Here is an 18,352-nt window from a genome sequence, read left to right on the forward strand (position 1 = left end):
TTATCGTTCCAGTCGTTGATCTGCACAGTCGTTTTGAAATTGAGGAAGACAGTGGTGATTTTGAAGCTGATGAGCAGCGGACAATTACAGTTGAAGTCAACGATATGCTCTTAGGAATTCAGGTTGATCACATTGAGGGGATTGTCTGGCTGGAAGAAGACAGCATTACCCCTGCTCCTGATGTAGAAAGTGGATTAAGACAGGATTATCTGCGCGGAGTCTGTGCTCGTGATGAGGATCATCTTCTGATTTTACTTGATTTAGAGAAAACCCTTTTTACCCAATAGCTTATTTAAGACTTTCCCCTTTTAACTGATCTATTTAATTAGGGGAAAGTTTTATTCTAGTAATAACTTTTATTAATTAAATGGAGGTGATTGTTATGCAGCTGAAAGAGGTAAGTCAGGATAAAAAACAGTATGTTATTTTTTATCTGGCCGATAAGAAGTTTGGTGTAAATATCAATCAAACAAAAGAAATTCTTTCTAATACTGAAATGACTTTTGTCCCTGACAGTCCTGATTATATCAGTGGAATAATTAATCTGCGGGGGGCGGTTGTACCCATAGTTGATTTAAAATTGCGGCTTAATATTAGTGGAGAAAGGAAGAATCAGGAGGAAAAAATAATCATTGTTGAACTTGAGGGCTTAACAGCAGGAATGATGGTTGATGATGTTAAAGAAATCAAACCGCTGACAAAAGAAAATATTGTAAATTTGCCTGATTTAGCCAGAAAAGTAGACAGTGATTATATAGAAGGTGTAGGCAGAGCTGACAGAAGTGACGAACTGCTGCTGCTTTTAGATTTAAAAAATGTTTTAAATAATCACGAAATAGAGGAGTTAAAAAATGTAGAATCGGAAAGTAGTAGTTAAGAATAGTTTAGGTTAGGAGGGAAAGTTTATGGAATTGGACCAGACAAAAAAAGATATCCTAAAAGAGGTAGCAAATATCGGAGCTGGAAATGCAGCTACTGCTTTTTCGGGAATGATTGGACAGGAGATTAATATGACTGTCCCCAAAGTAGAACTGGTTAAGATACAGGATTTACCAGCAATCACTGGCGATGAAGAAGAATTTATTGCCTGTATCATGATTAATTTTTCTGGTGAGATCTCTGGGAAAATTTTGCTGGTTGTTGATATGGAAAATGTTGAAAAAATGTTAAAGCTGATTTTTTCAACTGATGATCTACCGGGCAAGGAAATGCAGCATTCTGCGCTTAATGAACTGGGAAATATTCTGAGTGGAGCCTATTTAAAAGCTATCAATGATTTTACTGATCTGGCTCTAGACCAGAGTGTGCCGGCAATGGCTTATGATATGGCAGCTGCAGTTTTAAGCTCTTCTGTGATCGATTACAGTCAGACAGAAGACCATATTTTACTGCTGGAGACTGAATTTATTACCGAAGAAGAGAAGTTGGAACTTTTTTATTTTTTCATTCCAGAAAGAGACTCACTTGATTTTCTTTTCCAAAGACTGGTAGGTGGTAGTTTTGCCTAGTCTGGATCAGGTAGCAGAAAAACTGGTTGTTAAAATGGCTGACCATGCCATTGGTGATGAGAATACAGTTTTAGCAACTCTAGGACTTGGTTCCTGTATCGGGATTGCACTTTATGATAAATTTTCTAAGGTAGGGGGGCTTGTTCATATAATGCTGCCCGAAAATCCCGGGGGCAAAAAAATTGTTAAATATGCAGATACAGGGATTCCTTTTTTAATTACAGAAATGGAAGCTGCCGGGGCCAGAAAAAGACGCCTTGCTGCTAAAATTGTTGGTGGTGCAGGAATGTTTAAGTCTGAAAGTGGAGATTCAGTGATGAAAATCGGCGAAAGAAATATTGAAGCTGTTAGAGAAGTTTTAAAAGATGAAGGAATTAAAGTGACAGGTAGTGATGTGGGTAAAGACTATGGTCGTTCAATGTACTTTTATCTTGATGACGGCCGAGTCGAGGTTAAATCATTCAGTCGTGACTTGATTACCATTTAAATTTATTATATAGTAAAAAAAGGAATCGAATAAAAATCTATAATTTTTGGATAAATTATTCTTTACTATTGTAAATAAAAATCATTTCTGTTATTATATAATGTAATAGCAGATATTATTTAGAGGAGGTAATTTTTAAATGCCTAGAGTGTTAATAGTTGATGATGCAGCATTTATGAGATTAAATTTAAAAAATATATTAAAAGATGAATTTGAAATAGCAGGTGAAGCTGAAAATGGCAAAGAAGCAGTAGAATTATATCAGGAGTTAAGTCCGGATATTGTTACAATGGACATCACAATGCCTGTGATGGATGGACTGGAAGCCATTAAAGCAATTCAGGATATAGACCCTGGAGCTCAGATTGTTGTTTGTAGTGCCATGGGACAGCAGAAAATTGTTATTCAGGCGATTGAAATGGGTGCCAAAGATTTTATTGTTAAACCATTCAAAAAAGATAGAGTAATGGAGTCCTTAAAAAAGCTGCTATAAAATGAATTATTATTTTTTTATTTAATATGTGTTGAATAAGTGATAATTTTATAAAATTAATATAAAGTTTTATATAGGCAAAATTAGCGAAAGCTGATGACGCAAAGTTATGGGTCTAAGATATTTTATTATGGCTGCCAGACTGTACACTTAAAAATCTATAGTGAAAAACTGTAGATTTTTTCATTCTATGGGGGTATAAAATATGGATAATTTAGAAATTATAACCAGCGCGCTTGCTGGTTCTGCCCGGAGAGGTGAATTAATTGCTAATAATTTAGCAAATGTGAGCACCCCCGGTTATAAAAGACAGGATATTGATTTTAAAAGAGCTTTAAAAAAGGAAATGGATTCTTCAGATTCTATTAATCTTAAAACTACTCAGGACAATCATTTAGCTTTTAGCCGTCAATATTCTGCTGTTCAAAACTCTGAAAACAGCCGAATGAGCAGAAATGACGGCAATAGTGTGGATATTGAGGTGGAAATGGCTGAACTTGCCAAAAATACTATTTATTATAATGTGATGACTAAACGAGCTGCCGGATATTTTTCTACTTTAAATCAGGTTATTCAGCAGGGAGGTAAATAATAATGTTTAAAGGAATAGATATTAGTGCTTCTGGTCTTACAGCTCAGAGGCTAAGAATGGACACAATCTCTTCTAATATTGCTAATGCCGAAACAACCAGAGATGAGGATGGCAATACATACAGACGGAAAATTCCTATTTTTAAAGAAAAGCTGGAAAATCAGATGGGTTCGGGTCTCGGTTCTACTGCCGGTGGTTTTGAATCTGCAGGAGTGGAAATTAGTGAAATTTCAGAAGACCAATCTCCTTTTCGGCTTGAATATCGACCTGAGCATCCTGATGCAAATGAAGAAGGTTATGTTGAACTTCCCAATGTCAGTGTGATGACCGAAATGGTTAATATGATAGATGCCAGCAGGGCATATGAAGCAAATATTCAGGCGATTTCTAATTATAAGAGTATGGCAAACAGTGCTCTAAACATCAGCACTTAATTAAGGAGTGAAAAAGATGGAGATTAATCCTGTTAAGTTCCAGAGTGGATTCGAAAATTTCTCAATACAAAAGGAAGAAAAAAACAAAAATGTTCAGGCTTTCTCAGATCTATTTAGAGAAAAATTGAACGAAGTTAATCAGCTGCAGAAAGATTCGCAGGCCGTGACAGCCAGTTTTGCCGCTGGAGAAACTGATAGTGTGCATGATGTAATGATTGCTGCTGAGAAAGCAAAATTAGCAGTCAATCTAACAACCGCAGTTCAGACCAAAGTAATTGATGCATATAATGAAATTATGCGTCTGCAGGTTTAATTTAAGATGATAGAACAAAGAGCATTTACGGAAGAGGTATAATGATGGCCGAATTTTTGACAAACTATAAGGAAGAAATTCAGGATACATGGCAAAAATTAAATAAAAACATTCAAATTATAATTATTATTCTCACAGTATTAATGACCGGAGCTTTTGGCTATCTTATCTTCAGGGGAACTTCTACCAGTTATCAGCCTCTTTTTACCAATCTTTCAACAGATGATACAGCTGCAATAGTTCAGAGACTGGATGAAAACAATGTGGATTATCAGCTTGGGGGGGATAATGGTAATACAATTTTAGTTCCAGAAAGTCAGGTTCACAGATTAAGACTTGACATGGCATCAGCTGGTCTTCCTGACCAGGGTGTTGTTGGCTTTGAAATTTTTGATAATAGTGAATTTGGTACAACTGAATTTGAAAGGAAGGTCAATTATTATCGGGCTCTGGGAGGAGAATTGAGCCGCTCTATTCAGTCGATTTCGGGAATAGAATTTGCTCGAGTTCAGATTACTCCTCCGGAGGAAAGCCTATTTTTAGAGGAAGAAAAATCAGCAACTGCTTCAGTAATGGTCAAACTTGAGCCTGGTTATAATATGAGTGCAGAGCGGGTAAATGCTGTTCAGAATTTGGTTGCAAGCGGGGTTCAGGATTTACCATTATCAGAAGTAACAATTGTTGATACAAATGGTAATCTATTATCTCAACCCTCTGGTCCAGATAATAATCAGTGGTCTGATCCACAGAATTTTGCAGTGCAGCAGGAATTTGAGTCTGCTCTTAAGAATGATTTAAATTCACTTTTAACTAAGGTTTTAGGACCAAACAACTTTGCAATTCAGGTAAATGCCAATTTAAACTTCGATCAGCGGCAGGCAGAAAGCAAAACCTATTCGCCTGTGATTGATGAGAGTGGAATTGTCCGTAGTGAGGAAATTAGCACTGAAAGCCAAAAAAACGGGACAAGTGGAGGTGCACCAGGAACTGATGCAAATATTCCACAGTATCAGGGTGAGGGCACGGAAGAAAGCAGTACTTATGAACGAAAAAATACTATTACAAATTATGAAATTAATGAAAGAATAGAAAAACATGTCTATGCACCCGGTGAAGTAGAGCGTTTATCAGTTTCAGTAATCATTGATCAGAAGACTGACGAAGAAACTATTAATAAGATTAGAAATATTGTTGGAGCAGCAATTGGCTATAATGAGCAGAGAGGTGATGTTTTAAACATCAGCTCAATGGCCTTTGATGATTCTCTAGAAGAGGCAGCTCAGGAGGCGATGGCGGCTCAGGAAGCAACTGCTAGAAGACAGATGTATATTTATGGTGGACTTATATTATTAGTTTTATTATTAACATCTGCTTTAATAATTTACTTATACCGCAAAAAGCCAGCAGCAGATAGAGGAAGTAAAGTTGATCTTTCAGTTGAAGAAGACGAAGAAGAAATTAACTTATTTGAACCAGATGCTGATCAGAGAAAAAGAGCTAAGGTAAAGAATGAACTTGAAAATATGATTCATTCCGATCCAGAAAATGCAGCTAAACTAATCCGCAGCTGGTTAATTGATGAATAAATGTCAAAGGGGTTTTTGTTATGAGAGATGAGTTAACTGGAAAAGAAAAAGCTGCTATTTTGTTGATCTCACTGGGGCCAGATGTGTCTTCAGATATTTTTAAGCACTTAGATGATGAAGAGGTGGAAAAATTAACATTAGAGATAGCCAATCAAAATAAAATTGATCCTGAAACCAAAAAGAAGATTCAGGAAGAGTTTCTGCAGCTGCAGAAGGCAAATGACTATATTAATTCTGGTGGAATAAACTATGCCAAAAAAATACTTGAAAAGTCATTTGGAAAAGATAAGACCCGCAATATTATCAATCGTTTAACCGCAACTCTTCAGGTTCGACCCTTTGATTCAATTCGCAAATCAGATCCAACCCAGCTTTTAAACTTCATTCAGGGAGAACATCCCCAGACAATCGCTCTGATCCTTGCCTATATTAATGCGGAACAGGCTTCTCAGGTTTTATCCTCACTTTCACCAGATATTCAGAGTGAAGTAGCCAAACGAATAGCCGTTATGGATAGAACTTCTCCAGAAATTATCAAAGAAGTTGAGTCTGTATTAGAAAAGAAACTTTCTTCAGTTGCTGCCAACGAATATGCCAGTGCTGGAGGGGTTCAGTCGATTGTAGATGTTTTAAATCAGGTTGACCGCGGTACTGAAAAGAATATTTTAGATAAGTTGGAAGAAGATGATCCGGAACTGGTTGAAGAGATTAAAAAGAGAATGTTTGTCTTTGAGGATATTGTACTTCTTTCTGATAGAGCAGTACAGCTTGTGCTGCGTCAGGTGGAAACTCATGATCTTGCACTTGCCTTAAAAACAGCAAGTGATGAGGTTGAAAATATCATAACCGGAAATATGTCTCAGCGTGCAGCAGAGATGCTGGAAGAGGATATGGAATTTATGGGACCGGTACGAATCCGTGAGGTAGAAGATGCTCAGCAGCGAATTGTTAATGTAATTAGAGAACTTGAAGAAAGTGGAGAAATTGTTATAGCCAGAGGTGGGGAGAGTGAAGTAATTGTCTAAAGTTATTAAGGCATCTCAGGTTACAGGTAAATTTAAAATTAATCAAAATCCTAAGACTCTTTCATTCGAAAACAATAGTGAAGATCAACCATCTAAATCCGATAGTGAAAAGAAAAAAAGCAGAGTTATTAAAAAGCAAAAAAAAATTTTAAGTCAGGCAGAAAAAGATGCTCAAAAAATTATCAAAGAGGCAGAAAAAAAGGCAGAAGCAGTTATTAAAGAAGCTGAAGCTGAAAAAGAAAAAATACTTGCCGAAAAAGATGAAATTTATAAGTCGACTAAAAATGAAGCCAGAAAAGAAGGTCTGGCAGATGCTAAAGCTGAAATCGAAAAAAAAGAAAAACAGTTAGCAGAATTAATTTCCAGTTTTGAAGAGGAGCTTACTCGCGAAAAAAGCAGGCTCCGAAAAGATGTTATTGAACTGGCTGTAAAAATTGCCAGTATTGTAATAGATGTTAAGTTAGAAACTGAGCATGATATGATTAATAATATTATTTCGGATATGCTGAGCAAAGTAGATGACAATCATCGCGATATTGTGGTCAGAGTTCATCCACAGCTACTGCCATATATTGAAGAAAATCGTTTTTATCAGCATATTAATCAGAAAAACATTGACTTTGTTGCAGATCCGGAGCTTAGAAAAGGTGACTGTGTGGTTGAAACCAATCTTGGAGGTAAAGAAGGCAGTCTGGATCATAAACTTGATTTAATTAAAACTGAACTATTAAAAGAGGTAGAACAGCATGATTGATCTGGATATGACAAAATTAGAAAGTAAACTTAAGGATATAAATATGACCAGAAATTTTGGCCATATTAATCGAGTTATCGGCCTGGTTATTGAATCTATTGGTCCCCAGGCTTCTATAGGTGAACTCTGCCTGATTAAAGGTGAGCAGGGTGATATTAAAGCCGAAGTAGTTGGCTTTGATGATAACAAGGTTTTAATGATGCCAATTGGAGAAATGGAAGGGATTAAGCCTGGAGCTAGAGTAGTAGCTACTGACCAGAAATTGAAAGTTAAAGTCGGCAGAGAACTTCTCGGTAAAATTATTGACGGCAGTGGAAACATAATCAATGATGCCGAGCTCAGTGGCTTAAATGAAGTTCCTGTTAACCGCAAACCGCCCAACCCATTAACCAGAGAAAGAATTAAAGAACCTCTGTCACTGGGAGTACGCTGTATTGATGGCTTTTTAACCTGTGGTAAAGGCCAGCGACTGGGTATTTTTGCCGGTAGTGGTGTTGGTAAATCAACCCTGCTTGGAATGGCGGCCAGGAACACAAATGCCGATATAAATGTAATTGGTCTGGTAGGTGAGCGTGGCCGGGAGGTCAGAGATTTTATAGAAAAAGATCTGGGGGAAGAAGGTTTAGAACGTTCAATTGTGGTAGTTGCTACTTCAGATCAACCTGCTTTATTAAGAGTAAAGGCAGCAAACATTGCAACTGCGATTGCTGAATATTTTAGAGATCAGGGCGAAGATGTACTGCTGATGATGGATTCAGTTACTCGAGTTGCCATGGCTTTACGCGAAGTGGGGCTGGCAATTGGTGAACCGCCAGCAACCAGAGGTTATCCACCTTCTGTTTTTGCTGAACTGCCCAAATTACTTGAGAGAACCGGAACCAATGATCAGGGGTCAATTACTGCCCTCTATACTGTACTGGTTGAGGGTGATGATTTTAATGAACCTGTTTCTGATACGGTTAGAGGTATTTTAGATGGCCATATTTCCTTATCCAGAGAGCTGGCTGAAGCCAGTCATTATCCTGCTGTTGATGTTTTAAGTAGTGTCAGTAGAATTATGGAGGATATAGTGAGTGAAGAGCACAGCCAGGCGGCAGCCAGACTGCAGAAGTTAATTGCAACCTACAATCAGTCTGAAGATTTAATTAATATTGGCGCCTACGAAAAAGGGTCTAATCCTGAGGTGGATAAGGCAATAGATAAAATTGACGAGATTAATAATTTTTTAACTCAGGGTATTAATGAGGAAGCCAGCTACGAAAAGACTGTAAATCAGTTAATTAAAATAGCTAACAATTAGTCATAGAGGTGGCTGAAAGATGAAGGGATATAAATTTAAGTTTGAAAAAATCTTAAATTTAAGAATCAGACAGGAAGAACAGGAAGAAGATAAATATCTACTTTTAAAAAAAGAGCTGAATGATATTAAAAATAAGATTGAATCATTAAAATCAGAAAAAGAAAATGTTTTTGAGCATTTAAGAGATCAGGAAAACGATCTTGCTCTAAATATCAGCCTCAGGCGTTATTTAAAAGAGCTGAAAGCTAAAGAACAGACGGCTCTCAGTGAGAAATCAGAAAAAAATGAAGAAGTATCCGAGCAGCTTGAAATTTTAATGGAAAAGAAAAAAGAAAGAAAGACTTTGGAAAAATTAAAAGAGCAGGAAATCAAAAAATTTGTCAAAGAGTTTTTAGAAGATGAGCAAAAAGAGCTGGATGAGCTTGGAAGATACTATTCTATGGGTGGTAGATAAATTTGATAAAAAAGATTTTATTTTTTTTAGGATTATTTTTAATATTATTTGCTATGTTGTCCTGGTCTTTTGATGCCCTGGGAATAATTGATATTAAAACAACTGTGAGTAATATAGCAAACAGCACACCTGTTGTTAAAGATTATATAATTACTCAGGAAGAACTGGACACATTGAAAGAAGAAAACTCTTCTTTAAAAAGTACAGTCTCCGAAAAGGACAGTCAAATTGCAGAATTGAAGGCTCAGATAGAAGATTTAAACCAGAAGCTGGCGGAAAGAGAAGACCTGTTTGCAGATTTAGAATCAGAATATCAGGCTTTAAGAACTGAGGAAGATAATCGCAAGACCAGATTAGCAAAAATTGCAGATATCTATCGCAGAATGGAGCCAGAAGCTGCAGCAGCTGTAATTCAGGAGCTGGAAGATAATCTGGCTGTTGAGATTTTAAGACGATTGAAAGAAGAGCAGGCAGCTTTGATTTTTGAGTCTATGCCCCAGCAGCAGGCTGCAAAATATATCAGCCAGCTGGGTTTAGAATAAATGGGTCTGATTAATATTTTAGACCCGAGTGAATATTTTAAATCATCCTAAAAAGGAGGTGAATAAATGACAGAAGCGGTATTAAATAATATGATTCAGACTTCTAATCAGAATTATTTTCCAGAGAAGAAAAATATACCATCTGGTAATTCAAAAAGTTTTTCTGAGACAATGCGCAAAATTAACCAGCGCTCAGAGAAAACGAAAATTGGTTCCAATAGAAGTTCTGAGGATGTCAGAGAGAAAAGTTTCACTCTGGACAAAGAGGAATTCTTTAAAAAATTAAAAGAAGTTCTCAATAAAGATCATAAAGATGTTCCAGCAGAACTGCTTTCAATGCTGCAGAGCGGCGTTTTAAGTAAAGAACAGGAAGCAGTGCTGGGTAAGCTGATGCTCAATTTAAAAAACAACAAGCTAAATATCTCAGATCTCAAATCATTATTAGAAAAAAATCGCACTGACCTATCTGCAGAAAATCAATCTGAAGCAGAAATTGAATTTGAAGTTCTAAATCCTGCAGATTTAGAGAGAGTTTCTCAGCTTTTAGCTAAGGAAGAGCTTCGCTTATCTGAGGTAGAGAGTGCAGAGCTTCTAGGTGAAGTTAACAGGCTGCAGGAATTGCTTGCTGATGGAGCTGCTGATAAGGCAGGAATTGAGTTGGATAAAAAATCAGAAGCTGAAGACCTAAATAAAAGTCTGGCTGATTTAATTTCTACTTTAAAATCAGCTGAACTTGATGAGGCCGCGCTGGCTAAAATTTCAGAACAGGCAGAAGCAAATATGCCTTTATTAAGCCAATTAACTGGTTCAGAAAGTCTTGATTTTTCAGCTTTAGATACTGATTTTAATTCTTCTGCTGCTGATTCATTATTTACAGAACTCAGTGCCCAATTAAAGGAAATGCTTGCAGAGGAAAATTCAAAGACCGCTGTTTCTCAAACTGAAGTTAAACCTGACCTAATTATTTCAGATATTTTTTCTTTAAATTCTGATCCGGGTTTTAATTCAGGGACAAAATTAGAAGCTAATAATCAAAATAGCTTTTTTGATCTTGATAATTCAAATCTGCTTTTTAATTTTGAACAGAATAGTCAGGAGTTGAACGGTGATTTCAGCTCAGAGCAGTTCAGTTTAAGTAAAGATAGTGCTCAGATTGCTGAGAGTGCAGATTTAAGATCTCAGGTAGTTGAGCAGTTTAGAGGGGAGTACTCTCCCGAAACAAAGGAGATGCGACTTCAGCTGAAACCGGAGTCTCTTGGTAAAGTTGATATCAGCCTATCATATGATAATGAGCAGTTAACAGGTAAGATGCTGGTTGAGAGTGAGCTGGTCAGAGCTCAGCTTGAAAACAGCTTAAAAGGATTAAAATCTGATCTGCTTAAACAGGGTATTAATATTGAGCAGTTTAAGATCGAGGTTGCTAAAAAAGCACCACAGCAGGTTGAAAAACAGAATGGATTTGATCTGGATGATCAAAATTCTGCTTTTAGTGACGGAGAAACCGGCCAGAACCAGGAATATGAACAGCGCCAGTTTTTTCAGGGACAGTATTATGTTCAGCGCAACTCTGGTGGTAGTGGCTTAGACAGTGAAGGTATAATAATGAGACAGCAGGAAATAATAAATAGAGCAGCTTTTTCTAATGATAAAATTAATCTGCTTGCTTAAAGGAGGTAATTAAATGTCTGAAGTTGCTGGTGTAACAGCCGCTCAAAACACTCAATATGAAAAGGAAACACAACGGGAAGGTTTGACCGGTAATAATAATCTGGGTCAGGATGCTTTTTTTAAGCTCTTAATCACCCAGCTTCAAAATCAGGATCCACTTAATCCAATGGAAGATCGTCAGTTTATATCGCAGATGGCGGAATTTTCTTCTCTGGAAAAAACAGAAAAACTCTACTCGCTGCTGGAAAAAAAATTAAGTTCAAATCAGGTAATTGATAATAGTAATTTGATTGGTAAAGAAATTACAGCAGATGTGGAAGGAATTGAATTATCCGGTATTGTTAGTGCAGTAAAATCTTCCAGTGATAAAATTTTAGCAGTACTGAAGAATGGATCGGAAATTGAAATTAATAATATAACTCAGGTAAAAAATGTCAAAGCTTAAATTAAAAAGAGGTGTTAATGATGGATAACAGATTACAGATAAATCAACCTATACAGCCTCTGCGGAAAACACAGCAGCAGAATAAAGCTGTCCAAAAAAATAAAAAGACTGATTCTCCTTCGTTTAAGGATATACTGGGAGAAAAAATGAATGGGATGGGTAAACTTTCCTTTTCCAAACATGCACAGAAGAGAATTAACTCTCGCTCTATTCCAGTTTCTAAAGTTGAGATAGATAAGCTGAATAGTGGGGTGGAAAAAGCTCGAAATAAAGGAGCCCGTGATTCTTTAGTGATGGTAAATAAGGTGGCTTATATTGTGAGTGTGGAAAACAACACAGTTGTGACAGCTGTAGATGAGGAAAGCATGGAAGATAATGTGTTTACTAATATTGACAGCGCTGTGTTTATGAAATAGGAATTATAAAAACGAAGCAGATAAAAAGGAAAAATTAGCATAGATTAATTGATTTATTTTAAGCTAAAAAAAATAATAATTAGCTTAAAATCGGATATGAGCTGGACCTTTTTCAGGAAGCTCTGTTCTGCTGTCGATAACAGTGGGACTCCGATAAATACTGAAGGAGGAAAAATTATATGTTGAGATCGATGTATGCCGGTGTGTCAGGATTAAATGCACATCAGCAGATGATGGATGTTACAGGAAATAATATTGCCAATGTAAATACAGTCGGCTTTAAAAGCAGTCGGGTTACTTTTAAAGAAATGTTAAGTCAGACAATTCAGGGGGCTTCTGCACCCCAGGGTAATCGAGCTGGTACTAATCCTCAGCAGGTTGGACTTGGTGTTGGAATTGGAAGTATTGATACTGATATGTCTTCTGGTAACCTGCAGTCAACTGGAAAAACTTCTGATGTTGCAATTCAGGGAGATGGATTTTTTGTCCTGAGAGATGGAAGTAATCAGGTTTATTCTCGAGCGGGAAATTTAAACTTCGATGCACAGGGAAGGTTATATTCTTCCAGTACCGGAATGTTAGTTCAGGGTTGGATGGCAGATGCCAATGGTGATTATGGTGATTTTAATGCTCAGAATATCGGCGATGTAACCTTAAAGCAGGAGATAAATGCCCAAGAAACTGATAAGGTTAGTTTTGGTAAAAATCTTGATGCCTCGATAGAAAACAAACTGCAAATCATTGAGCAGAGTTTAGGAAACGATTTTGCTTTAACTATTGAAGAAACTTCTAGTTTTAATGTCTGGGATGTTAAAATAAGTAATGGAACTACCTCTTCACCAACCAAGCAAATCACTTTAAATCCTGATGGGACTATAAAAACTAATGCCTCAATTAATATTAATACAGATGGTAATGCCGGGGATGAAACTTATACTTTTGATGATACAAATGGTTTAGTTATCAATGAAACTAGCACAGGTACAAATCAGGTTGGCAATCTAGAATATGCTCAAAATGCTCAGCGGAAATTATCTGTAGATGTTTTTGACAGTCAGGGTGCAAAACATACTGTCCAGATGCAGCTGGAAAAAATAGCTAATAATGAATGGCAAATTGGTAACTTATCTGTTGATGGTATTCAAACTACTTCTTTAAATTATTATAAGAGCCATGTTATTGAATTTGATTCTGAGGGGAATGTTAAAAATGGTGGTAATCTTGATTTATCATTCACACCTGCCGGAACTGCTGAGTCACAGACTGTAGCACTTAATTTCAGTGATATGACTCAATTTGCTGGTGATATGACAGCCAACTTTACAAATGTTAATGGATATAAAGCTGGTGCTTTAGAATCCTTCTCTTTTACAGAGACAGGGGATGTAGTTGGTTCTTACAGTAATGGATTGACTCAGACTCTGGCTAAATTAGGTTTAGCTAATTTCTCTAATCCTTCTGGTCTGCTGAGGCAGGAGGGGGTTTTCCAGACTACAAGTAACTCTGGAGACCCAGAATTGGGACCTGCTGCTCAGGGTGGTTTTGGTTCTTTAGCTCCGGCAACACTTGAAATGTCTAATGCCAACCTTTCTCAGGAGTTTACAAATATGATTACAGCTCAGAGAGGTTTTCAGGCTAATTCAAAGTTGATTACAACTTCAGATGAAATGCTGCAGACATTAGTGAACCTAAAAAGATAATTTGAATTAAACTATCAGGCTGAAATCTAATCAAGATTTCAGCCTGATAGATAATAATGATTTAATAAGGAAGTGTATGATGATTAAATTGACCAGGACTAGCGGCAAAGAATTTGTATTAAATGCTGAGTTAATATTAGAAATACAGGAAACACCAGATACTGTAATTACTCTAACTAATGGCAAGAAACTGCTTGTCATAGATTCAGCAGATGATATAATTAAAAAAGTAGTAAATTACCGTCAGAAAATAATGGCTGGAATTTCTAGAACAGGGGAGAGATCTTAAATGGATTTAGCGACAATAGTTGGTTTAGTAGCAGGAGCAATAATATTTTCACTGGTAGCTGTACTGGGTGGTAATGTAGTTATCTTTGTTAGTGTGCAGTCTGCCCTGGTAGTTCTCGGTGGTACCCTGGCCGGTGTAATGATCAGTTATACTTTTCAAGATTTAAAGAACATACCCAATCTTTTAAGGGTTTCCTTTCAGGATGACAAAATGGAATCCGAACATGTTATCGAAAACTTAGTTAATTTTGCAGAAAAAGCGAGAAGAGAAGGCCTTTTGGCCTTAGAAGATGACGCAGCAGAAATGGATGACGAATTTTTACAGAAAGGAATTCAGCTGGTAGTTGATGGTACAGATCCCGAATTGGTAAGAAATATTCTGGAAACAAAACTTACTTTTTTACAGGAGAGACATGCAAAAGGTAGAGGTATTTTTGCTACAATGGGTCAGCTGGCACCTGCTTTTGGGATGATTGGTACTTTGATTGGTCTGGTGCAGATGTTAAGTCAGCTTGATGATCCTAATCAACTTGGGTCTGGTATGGCTGTAGCTTTGATCACCACTCTTTATGGTGCATTACTTGCTAACTGGATTTTTATTCCCCTGGCTAAAAATTTAGAAACTCAGAGTAACCATGAGATTCATGTAAAAGAAGTTATTATCGAAGGTATTCTTTCCATACAAGCTGGAGAAAATCCACGGATTGTTAAAGAAAAACTGCATGCTTTCCTCTCAGAAGGTGAAAAAGAAGAAGTTGAAGCCAGAATAAATGAAACAGGAGAGGTGGGTGCTGCAGAAAATGCCTCGTAATAATAACAACAACAATAATAATGATAATGAACCTGGTTCTCCTGCCTGGATGACAACCTTTGGCGATATGATGACTCTACTTTTGGTATTTTTTGTTCTTCTTTATTCTTTTTCTACCATGGATGTAGAAAAATTTAAGGGATTTATTTCTGCCCTGCAGAGTCAATTAGGAGTCTTAGAAGGTGGCCAGACAATAACTTCCAACCCAAATATTGATGCCGGAACTTTAGGAGAAGATTATGCACAGGCTCCCCAGAATATTCAGCAGATAATGAGGGAATTAGATAATTATATAGAAAGTAATAATTTAGGAGATCGAGTTAATGTCGAAAATAAGCGAAAAGGACTTGTAATCAGCTTAACTGGGGAGATACTTTATGAGCTGGGAAGAGCCAGAATTAGGGAACAGGGAAGAGAAGTACTGGCTATGATCTCTGATATTTTAAAAGATATACCAAATGATATTATGATTGAAGGACATACTGATAATCTACCGATTAGAACAGATGAATTTCCATCTAACTGGGAATTATCTACGGCAAGAGCAGTTAATGTGATAAAATTTTTGATAGAAGAAAGAGGTTTTGATCCAGCCAGGCTTTCAGCTGCAGGTTATTCTGAATATAGACCGGTAGCAGAAAATACTTCACCGGAAGGAAGAGCAGAAAATAGAAGGGTTGAAGTGGTTATCTTAAATTCTCAGTATACTGTTAATAATGGAGTTGAGGTTGAAAATAATAATCAGGCTAATCTTCAAAATTCGGCAGCTGAGACAGAAATAAATGATAGATCAGCTAAGGATCAAAATGACAGCACTGAGGAAGGAGGAAATATAGATGGCTGAGGAAGGACAGATGAACTTTAAAATGCTGGCCTTAATTATAGTTTTAGTAATTATTATAACAGGGGTGGCAAGTTTTACTTTTTTCACTTATTTTTCAGTGTCCAGCGATGAAGATAACAAAGATGAAATTCAAAGTGTAGAAGATATTCGCCCCACATATAATGCCGGTAGTTATACAGTAAATATTTCTAATAACAATCAGATTAATTTTGTGCGGGCGACTTTAGTATTTGAGCTCGAAAATGCTGAACTTAAAAAAGAACTTGAAAAACGTAAACCTCAGATTAGAGACAGGGTAATCTCTACCTTAAGAGCTCAAAATAAAGAAATATTAGAAGAGCCTGGTTCAGATACAATCAAAGGAATTATTAAAGAGAAAATTAATGGGCTATTAATTTCAGGTAAGATTACAAATGTCTGGTTTACAGAACTGGTTGTACAGTAGGGAGGATAAAAGATGGCTGATGTATTAAATCAAAATGAAATAGATTCTCTGCTCTCTGCAATTAGTGATGGTAGTCTTGATGTAGAGGAAGCTAAAGAACAATCCGAAGAAAAAGAGGTCAAAGACTACGATTTTCGCCGACCTGATAAGCTTTCTAAAGAGCAGATGCGGACACTACAGATGATTCACGAAAATCTATCCAGATTATTTACAACAACCCTATCTACTAAACTTCGCAGTATGGTTAACTTTGAAGTAGCATCAATTGAACAGCTTTCTTATTCTGAGTTTATTCACTCTTTACCCGAACCTACAATTATTGGAATAAATAACCTGGAACCTCTTGATGGTCAATTTATTTTTGAGATTAATCCTGAAATTGGTTTTGCAATTATTGATAGACTCTTTGGAGGGTTTGGTAATCCAATCGATGAGGTGCGGTCATTTACAGACATTGAGCAGGTAGTAATAAAAAGGGTTATGAACTGGCTTCTAGAAGGCTTTGGTGAAGCCTGGGAAAACATTTCAAGTTTAAAACCAAAACTGCTTGAACTGGAATCAAACCCACAGTTTACCCAGATTGTTCCGGACAGTGATATGACAATTATTGTTACACTTTCAGCAAGAATTGGCGGTAGTGAGGGTTTAATGAACATCTGCCTGCCTTATATCATGCTGGAGCCGATAGTAAGTAATTTGAATGCTCAGTACTGGTTTTCGAGCACCAGAGAAAAACAGACTCCAGAACATATAGCAAAACTTCGTAAGCGTTTAAATGAAGCCCTGGTTGAAGTTGACGCTGTCTTAGGTAGTACTGAAATTACTGTAGAGGATTTTCTCTATCTACAGCCTGGAGATGTAATTCGTCTCGACAAAAAAGTTGAGGAAAATGCCGAGCTAAAAATTGGCAGCAGACGAAAATATGAGGCAGTTGTTGGTAATAAAAACAATCATAAAGCAATACAGATAATAGGTGTAGCCGAAAACTTGTTAGAGGAGAGTGAAGACGATGACGAATGATGGTAATTTTTTATCACAGGATGAAATAGATGCTTTAATGAATGATCAGGAAGATGAGGAATCTGCAGCAGCTGGCTCAGATGATTTTAACTTAAATTCAGAGGAAATTGATGTTATTGGAGAAGTAAATAATATTGCGATGGGCTCCTCTGCTACAGCTCTCTCAACACTGCTGGATGAGAAAGTTGATATTACAACTCCGGAAGTTGATGTTAAAACTTTTCAGCAGCTGATTGAAGAATATGATCGGCCCTGTGTTTTAGTAAAAGTTGAATATGTTGAAGGGATAGAGGGTTTAAGCCTGCTGGTTATTGATACCGAAGATGCTGCAGTTATTGCGGATCTAATGATGGGTGGAGATGGTCTGGAGGGTATGGACCAGGAGATGTTAAACGAGATATCGCTCAGTGCAGTTGGAGAAGCCATGAACCAGATGATGGGAGCTGCTTCTACAGCAATGTCAAATATTTTGGATGAACTGGTTAATATATCTCCTCCAACAGCAGAATTTATAGATCTGGATGATGTTATTGAAGAGGGAAGAGACTGGTTTGATCCGAACGAAAAAATTGTTGTCACTTCTTTTAAGCTGAAGGTTGGAGATGTAATTGATAGCAGTTTTAAACAGATTTCTTCTTATAATTTTGTTAAGGATCTGGCTGATTCTCTGCTCCATGGTAATACAGGTTTGATGGATAATACTATTGATGAAGAAGAAATTGAAGAAGAAGTAAAAGAAGAAGTTGATACTTCAGTTAAAGAAGAATATCAGGAAACAGCAGGTTCTCAGAGCTCTCAGGGACAAAAAAACAAATCAGCTTCTCAGACTAATACTGGTGAAGCCGGGCGGTCTTCACAGCAGAGAAGAGAACCGCAAAATAGAAATATTGAAAGAGAAGAAAAAGTTGATGTTCAGTCAGCACAATTTCCCGAATTTAGTCAGTCATCTACACAGCCCTTACCAAATAATATGGAATTAATTAAAGATGTACCGCTGGAAGTTACAGTAAGGCTGGGTAAAACAGTTATGAAAATTAGAGATATTCTTGATCTTGGGGATGGCTCTATAATTGAGCTTGACAAGCTTGCTGGAGAACCAGTAGATCTTTTGGTTAACGGAAAGCTGGTCGCAAAGGGAGAAGTTGTTGTTATTGATGAAAACTTTGGCTTTAGAGTTAAAGACATAATTAGTCCCGCTGAACGACTATCAAAGATATAGGCTGGTGA

24 protein-coding genes and 1 riboswitch are annotated in these 18,352 nt (G+C 36.9%); all 24 genes read left to right on the forward strand.

The window, feature by feature from the left end:
* Positions 1–287 (forward strand): chemotaxis protein CheW (locus CI949_RS02950; RefSeq protein ID WP_290762882.1); only part of this gene is annotated, 287 nt, incomplete at its 5' end.
* A gap of 95 nt (positions 288–382) precedes the next feature.
* Positions 383–877, forward strand: a complete 495-nt coding sequence (locus CI949_RS02955) for a chemotaxis protein CheW (RefSeq protein ID WP_290762884.1) — start codon at positions 383–385, stop codon at positions 875–877.
* A 28-nt stretch (positions 878–905) separates the two neighbouring features.
* On the forward strand, positions 906–1,508 hold the full coding sequence (locus tag CI949_RS02960) for a chemotaxis protein CheC (RefSeq protein WP_290762886.1): 603 nt from the start codon (positions 906–908) through the stop codon (positions 1,506–1,508).
* The gene (locus CI949_RS02965) at positions 1,492–1,995 is read left to right on the forward strand and encodes a chemotaxis protein CheD (RefSeq protein WP_290762888.1); all 504 of its coding nucleotides are present in this window, start codon (positions 1,492–1,494) and stop codon (positions 1,993–1,995) included. The genes CI949_RS02960 and CI949_RS02965 overlap by 17 nt, the downstream gene beginning before the upstream one ends.
* Positions 1,996–2,134: 139 nt before the next feature.
* Positions 2,135–2,488 (forward strand): response regulator, encoded by a 354-nt coding sequence (locus CI949_RS02970; protein WP_290762890.1) that lies wholly within the window; start codon positions 2,135–2,137, stop codon positions 2,486–2,488.
* 66 nt (positions 2,489–2,554) lie between these two features.
* Positions 2,555–2,638, forward strand: a riboswitch (cyclic di-GMP riboswitch).
* Positions 2,639–2,693: 55 nt separating this feature from the next.
* A complete protein-coding gene (gene flgB, locus CI949_RS02975; RefSeq protein WP_290762891.1) occupies positions 2,694–3,080 on the forward strand; it encodes a flagellar basal body rod protein FlgB in 387 nt (128 codons plus the stop codon).
* A gap of 2 nt (positions 3,081–3,082) precedes the next feature.
* The gene (gene flgC, locus CI949_RS02980; protein WP_290762892.1) at positions 3,083–3,514 is read left to right on the forward strand and encodes a flagellar basal body rod protein FlgC; all 432 of its coding nucleotides are present in this window, start codon (positions 3,083–3,085) and stop codon (positions 3,512–3,514) included.
* A 16-nt stretch (positions 3,515–3,530) separates the two neighbouring features.
* Entirely contained in the window at positions 3,531–3,827 is a 297-nt protein-coding gene (gene fliE / locus CI949_RS02985; protein WP_290762894.1) for a flagellar hook-basal body complex protein FliE, read from the forward strand.
* Between the two features lie 44 nt (positions 3,828–3,871).
* Positions 3,872–5,413 (forward strand): flagellar basal-body MS-ring/collar protein FliF, encoded by a 1,542-nt coding sequence (gene fliF, locus CI949_RS02990; RefSeq protein WP_290762895.1) that lies wholly within the window; start codon positions 3,872–3,874, stop codon positions 5,411–5,413.
* Between the two features lie 20 nt (positions 5,414–5,433).
* Positions 5,434–6,438, forward strand: a complete 1,005-nt coding sequence (gene fliG, locus CI949_RS02995) for a flagellar motor switch protein FliG (RefSeq protein ID WP_290762896.1) — start codon at positions 5,434–5,436, stop codon at positions 6,436–6,438.
* Positions 6,431–7,192 carry a FliH/SctL family protein gene (locus tag CI949_RS03000; RefSeq protein WP_290762898.1) on the forward strand — a complete coding sequence of 254 codons (762 nt, stop codon included), beginning with the start codon at positions 6,431–6,433 and terminating at the stop codon, positions 7,190–7,192. Before fliG ends, CI949_RS03000 begins: the two co-directional genes overlap by 8 nt.
* Positions 7,185–8,492 (forward strand): flagellar protein export ATPase FliI, encoded by a 1,308-nt coding sequence (fliI, locus tag CI949_RS03005; protein ID WP_290762900.1) that lies wholly within the window; start codon positions 7,185–7,187, stop codon positions 8,490–8,492. The genes CI949_RS03000 and fliI overlap by 8 nt, the downstream gene beginning before the upstream one ends.
* Before the next feature lie 19 nt (positions 8,493–8,511).
* Positions 8,512–8,946 (forward strand): flagellar export protein FliJ, encoded by a 435-nt coding sequence (locus CI949_RS03010; RefSeq protein ID WP_290762902.1) that lies wholly within the window; start codon positions 8,512–8,514, stop codon positions 8,944–8,946.
* A 2-nt stretch (positions 8,947–8,948) separates the two neighbouring features.
* Entirely contained in the window at positions 8,949–9,488 is a 540-nt protein-coding gene (locus tag CI949_RS03015; RefSeq protein ID WP_290762904.1) for a MotE family protein, read from the forward strand.
* 66 nt (positions 9,489–9,554) lie between these two features.
* Positions 9,555–11,156, forward strand: coding sequence for a flagellar hook-length control protein FliK (locus CI949_RS03020; RefSeq protein WP_290762906.1), 1,602 nt, complete (start codon positions 9,555–9,557; stop codon positions 11,154–11,156).
* 13 nt (positions 11,157–11,169) lie between these two features.
* The gene (gene flgD, locus CI949_RS03025; RefSeq protein WP_133530969.1) at positions 11,170–11,601 is read left to right on the forward strand and encodes a flagellar hook assembly protein FlgD; all 432 of its coding nucleotides are present in this window, start codon (positions 11,170–11,172) and stop codon (positions 11,599–11,601) included.
* 20 nt (positions 11,602–11,621) lie between these two features.
* Positions 11,622–12,017 (forward strand): TIGR02530 family flagellar biosynthesis protein, encoded by a 396-nt coding sequence (locus CI949_RS03030; protein ID WP_290762909.1) that lies wholly within the window; start codon positions 11,622–11,624, stop codon positions 12,015–12,017.
* Between the two features lie 179 nt (positions 12,018–12,196).
* The gene (locus CI949_RS03035) at positions 12,197–13,717 is read left to right on the forward strand and encodes a flagellar hook protein FlgE (protein ID WP_290762911.1); all 1,521 of its coding nucleotides are present in this window, start codon (positions 12,197–12,199) and stop codon (positions 13,715–13,717) included.
* Between the two features lie 79 nt (positions 13,718–13,796).
* Positions 13,797–14,006: a flagellar FlbD family protein gene (locus tag CI949_RS03040; protein ID WP_108142055.1), complete on the forward strand. Its 210-nt coding sequence runs from the start codon at positions 13,797–13,799 to the stop codon at positions 14,004–14,006.
* Positions 14,007–14,816 (forward strand): motility protein A, encoded by an 810-nt coding sequence (locus CI949_RS03045; RefSeq protein ID WP_133530966.1) that lies wholly within the window; start codon positions 14,007–14,009, stop codon positions 14,814–14,816. It abuts the gene before it with no gap.
* On the forward strand, positions 14,794–15,660 hold the full coding sequence (locus CI949_RS03050) for a flagellar motor protein MotB (RefSeq protein ID WP_290762915.1): 867 nt from the start codon (positions 14,794–14,796) through the stop codon (positions 15,658–15,660). Before CI949_RS03045 ends, CI949_RS03050 begins: the two co-directional genes overlap by 23 nt.
* Positions 15,653–16,105, forward strand: a complete 453-nt coding sequence (locus tag CI949_RS03055) for a flagellar basal body-associated protein FliL (RefSeq protein WP_133530965.1) — start codon at positions 15,653–15,655, stop codon at positions 16,103–16,105. The genes CI949_RS03050 and CI949_RS03055 overlap by 8 nt, the downstream gene beginning before the upstream one ends.
* A 12-nt stretch (positions 16,106–16,117) precedes the next feature.
* A complete protein-coding gene (gene fliM, locus CI949_RS03060; RefSeq protein ID WP_133530964.1) occupies positions 16,118–17,125 on the forward strand; it encodes a flagellar motor switch protein FliM in 1,008 nt (335 codons plus the stop codon).
* Positions 17,115–18,344 (forward strand): flagellar motor switch phosphatase FliY, encoded by a 1,230-nt coding sequence (gene fliY, locus CI949_RS03065; protein ID WP_290762919.1) that lies wholly within the window; start codon positions 17,115–17,117, stop codon positions 18,342–18,344. Before fliM ends, fliY begins: the two co-directional genes overlap by 11 nt.
* Positions 18,345–18,352 lie beyond the last annotated feature (8 nt).

The organism is Halanaerobium sp., from assembly GCF_003070835.1.

Excerpts from the sequence above, each read along its gene's own strand:
- CI949_RS03010 (WP_290762902.1), top strand. The coding sequence starts at position 8,512 with ATGAAGGGATATAAATTTAAGTTTGAAAAAATCTTAAATTTAAGAATC.
- CI949_RS03045 (WP_133530966.1), top strand. The coding sequence starts at position 14,007 with ATGGATTTAGCGACAATAGTTGGTTTAGTAGCAGGAGCAATAATATTT.
- flgB (WP_290762891.1), top strand. The coding sequence starts at position 2,694 with ATGGATAATTTAGAAATTATAACCAGCGCGCTTGCTGGTTCTGCCCGG.
- CI949_RS03055 (WP_133530965.1), top strand. The coding sequence starts at position 15,653 with ATGGCTGAGGAAGGACAGATGAACTTTAAAATGCTGGCCTTAATTATA.
- fliI (WP_290762900.1), top strand. The coding sequence starts at position 7,185 with ATGATTGATCTGGATATGACAAAATTAGAAAGTAAACTTAAGGATATA.
- fliG (WP_290762896.1), top strand. The coding sequence starts at position 5,434 with ATGAGAGATGAGTTAACTGGAAAAGAAAAAGCTGCTATTTTGTTGATC.
- CI949_RS03040 (WP_108142055.1), top strand. The coding sequence starts at position 13,797 with ATGATTAAATTGACCAGGACTAGCGGCAAAGAATTTGTATTAAATGCT.
- flgD (WP_133530969.1), top strand. The coding sequence starts at position 11,170 with ATGTCTGAAGTTGCTGGTGTAACAGCCGCTCAAAACACTCAATATGAA.
- CI949_RS03035 (WP_290762911.1), top strand. The coding sequence starts at position 12,197 with ATGTTGAGATCGATGTATGCCGGTGTGTCAGGATTAAATGCACATCAG.
- fliF (WP_290762895.1), top strand. The coding sequence starts at position 3,872 with ATGGCCGAATTTTTGACAAACTATAAGGAAGAAATTCAGGATACATGG.
- fliE (WP_290762894.1), top strand. The coding sequence starts at position 3,531 with ATGGAGATTAATCCTGTTAAGTTCCAGAGTGGATTCGAAAATTTCTCA.
- fliY (WP_290762919.1), top strand. The coding sequence starts at position 17,115 with ATGACGAATGATGGTAATTTTTTATCACAGGATGAAATAGATGCTTTA.
- CI949_RS02960 (WP_290762886.1), top strand. The coding sequence starts at position 906 with ATGGAATTGGACCAGACAAAAAAAGATATCCTAAAAGAGGTAGCAAAT.
- CI949_RS02970 (WP_290762890.1), top strand. The coding sequence starts at position 2,135 with ATGCCTAGAGTGTTAATAGTTGATGATGCAGCATTTATGAGATTAAAT.
- fliM (WP_133530964.1), top strand. The coding sequence starts at position 16,118 with ATGGCTGATGTATTAAATCAAAATGAAATAGATTCTCTGCTCTCTGCA.
- CI949_RS03020 (WP_290762906.1), top strand. The coding sequence starts at position 9,555 with ATGACAGAAGCGGTATTAAATAATATGATTCAGACTTCTAATCAGAAT.
- CI949_RS02955 (WP_290762884.1), top strand. The coding sequence starts at position 383 with ATGCAGCTGAAAGAGGTAAGTCAGGATAAAAAACAGTATGTTATTTTT.
- CI949_RS03030 (WP_290762909.1), top strand. The coding sequence starts at position 11,622 with ATGGATAACAGATTACAGATAAATCAACCTATACAGCCTCTGCGGAAA.
- flgC (WP_290762892.1), top strand. The coding sequence starts at position 3,083 with ATGTTTAAAGGAATAGATATTAGTGCTTCTGGTCTTACAGCTCAGAGG.